The organism is Acinetobacter sp. CY05, assembly GCF_059515805.1.
Window position 1 is genome coordinate 1 of the sequence record NZ_JCAKMW010000053.1, and the last position, 2,877, is coordinate 2,877.

The 2,877-nt window shown below is 40.8% G+C and carries 2 protein-coding genes; one reads left to right on the plus strand and one right to left on the minus strand.

Going from position 1 to position 2,877, the window contains the following annotated elements; all coding sequences use genetic code 11:
• The coding region (locus AC5YCD_RS15645) for a hypothetical protein (RefSeq protein ID WP_496130877.1) at positions 1-2,585 on the plus strand (2,585 nt) is incomplete at its 5' end.
• A gap of 196 nt (positions 2,586-2,781) precedes the next feature.
• Here the strand turns inward: AC5YCD_RS15645 and AC5YCD_RS15650 are convergent.
• On the minus strand, positions 2,782-2,877 hold a 96-nt coding region (locus AC5YCD_RS15650), incomplete at its 5' end, for a transposase domain-containing protein (protein WP_180044306.1).

A 2,877-nucleotide genomic window follows, 5' to 3' on the forward strand; every position in this document is an offset into this window, starting at 1 on the left:
TTTTAGGTGGTTTAACTGGTGGTTTATTATCTCTAGACTTCGTAACCAATCTTCTAGGTGGTTTAACGAACGGCTTGTTATCGCTTGACCTAGTGACTGATCTTTTAGGTGGCTTAACAGGTGGTCTGCTTCCACTTGATTTAGTGACTAACCTAATCGGTGGTTTAACTGGCGGTCTATTATCTCTAGACTTCGTAACCAATCTTCTAGGTGGTTTAACCAACGGCTTGTTGTCACTTGATTTAGTAACTGATCTTTTAGGTGACTTAACAAGTGGTCTGCTTCCACTTGATTTAGTGACTAACCTAATCGGTGGTTTAACTGGCGGTCTATTATCTCTAGACTTCGTAACCAATCTTCTAGGCGGTTTAACCAACGGCTTGTTGTCACTTGACCTAGTGACTGATCTAGTGGGCGGTTTAACAAATGGCTTGTTGTCACTTGACCTAGTGACTGATCTAGTGGGCGGTTTAACAAATGGCTTCTTGTCACTTGATTTAGTAACTGATCTTTTAGGTGGCTTAACCAACGGCTTGTTGTCACTTGATTTAGTGACGAACTTGGTTGGTGGTTTAACTGGTGGTCTATTATCACTAGATTTCGTAACCAATCTTCTAGGTGGTTTAACGAACGGCTTGTTATCACTTGATTTAGTAACTGATCTTTTAGGTGGCTTAACAGGTGGTTTACTTCCGCTTGATTTAGTGACGAACTTGGTAGGTGGTTTAACTGGCGGTTTATTATCTCTAGACTTCGTAACCAATCTTCTAGGTGGTTTAACGAACGGCTTGTTGTCACTTGATTTAGTAACTGATCTTTTAGGTGGCTTAACAGGTGGTTTACTTCCGCTTGATTTAGTGACGAACTTGGTTGGTGGTTTAACTGGCGGTTTATTATCTCTAGACTTCGTAACCAATCTTCTAGGTGGTTTAACGAACGGCTTGTTATCGCTTGACCTAGTGACTGATCTAGTTGGTGGCCTAACAAATGGCTTGTTATCGCTTGATTTAGTAACTGATCTTTTAGGTGGCTTAACAGGTGGTTTACTTCCACTTGATCTAGTGACGAACTTGGTTGGTGGTTTAACTGGTGGTCTATTATCACTAGATTTCGTAACCAATCTTCTAGGTGGTCTAACTAACGGCTTGTTATCGCTTGATTTAGTAACTGATCTTTTAGGTGGCTTAACAGATGGTTTACTTCCGCTTGATTTAGTGACGAACTTGGTTGGTGGTTTAACTGGCGGTTTATTATCTCTAGACTTCGTAACCAATCTTCTAGGTGGTTTAACGAACGGCTTGTTATCACTTGATTTAGTAACTGATCTTTTAGGTGGCTTAACAGGTGGTCTACTTCCACTTGATTTAGTGACTAACCTAATCGGTGGTTTAACTGGCGGTCTATTATCACTAGATTTCGTAACCAATCTTCTAGGTGGTTTAACCAACGGCTTGTTATCGCTTGACCTAGTGACTGATCTAGTGGGCGGTTTAACTAATGGCTTATTGTCACTTGATCTAGTGACTAACCTAATCGGTGGTTTAACTGGTGGTCTATTATCACTAGATTTCGTAACCAATCTTCTAGGTGGTCTAACTAACGGCTTGTTATCGCTTGACCTAGTAACTGATCTAGTGGGCGGTCTAACTAACGGCTTGTTATCTCTTGACCTAGTGACTGATCTAGTGGGTGGCCTAACTAACGGTTTGTTATCACTTGATTTAGTAACTGATCTTTTAGGTGGTTTAACGAACGGCTTATTATCGCTTGATTTAGTGACTGATCTAGTTGGCGGCCTAACAAACGGCTTGTTATCACTTGACCTGGTCACAAACTTAGTTGGTGGTTTAACCAATGGCTTGTTGTCACTTGACCTAGTGACTGATCTAGTGGGCGGTTTGACCAACGGCTTGTTATCACTTGACCTAGTCACAAACTTAGTTAGTGGTTTAACCAACGGTTTACTATCCCTGGATGTTGTAACTAATCTATTAGGTAGTTTAACAAACGGTTTATTATCGCTAGACGTCGTTACTGACTTGGTTGGTGGTTTAACAAACGGCTTACTATCATTAGATGTCGTTACTGACCTAGTTGGTGGTCTGACGAATGGTCTCTTATCTGGAGATGGCTTAGGGAACTTGTTAGGTGGACTCACAGGTTCGGGTAACGTAGATGGTCAACCTTCTACAAATCTAGGTGATTTGTTAGGTAACACATTGAACAATTTAACTGGTTCATTAAACGTAAATGTAGAAGGTGATTCAGTCACTGGTTCAGTAAACGGCGGTTTGTTGGGTGGCTTGTTAGGTGGCTTATTGAATAAGTCAACATTTACAGCTGAAGTTGATACACCTGAAGCAATTTCTGTATCTGAACAACAACAAGCGTACGAGTTAGTTCAAGAACTAATTCTGACAGAGTCAGAAACCAATGTGGTTGAGCAGGTAGTCACTGAAACAGGTGAGACTTTAGAGATTACAGCGATTAACTCAGCGCCTGTGGCACTGGAGCTTGTATTCGTTGCGACGATTGATCATGATTCTACGACTGATCAACTGTTTAATTCTCAAAGTTTTGTTTAATTAACAACTAGATCATTCGTATAAATTTAAAATCGTCTACCTTAGGGTAGACGATTTTTTAGATCTGATGAAATTAAATTTGGTCTTTTTAGGGTGTAAGCATCCGCTGAACTCCATCGCTATATTTTAATGGGGATCAGGTTTCCATCGGTGTGGTAGTAATTCGTAAGCATCCGCTGAACCCCATACCTATTTTTTAATTTTGGTCGGGTTGCCACCGGTGTGGCAGTAATTCTTCAATTTGGGTCACTTTGTGTGTCGGTAGCCTTTTCAGCACATCACTTAAATAGGC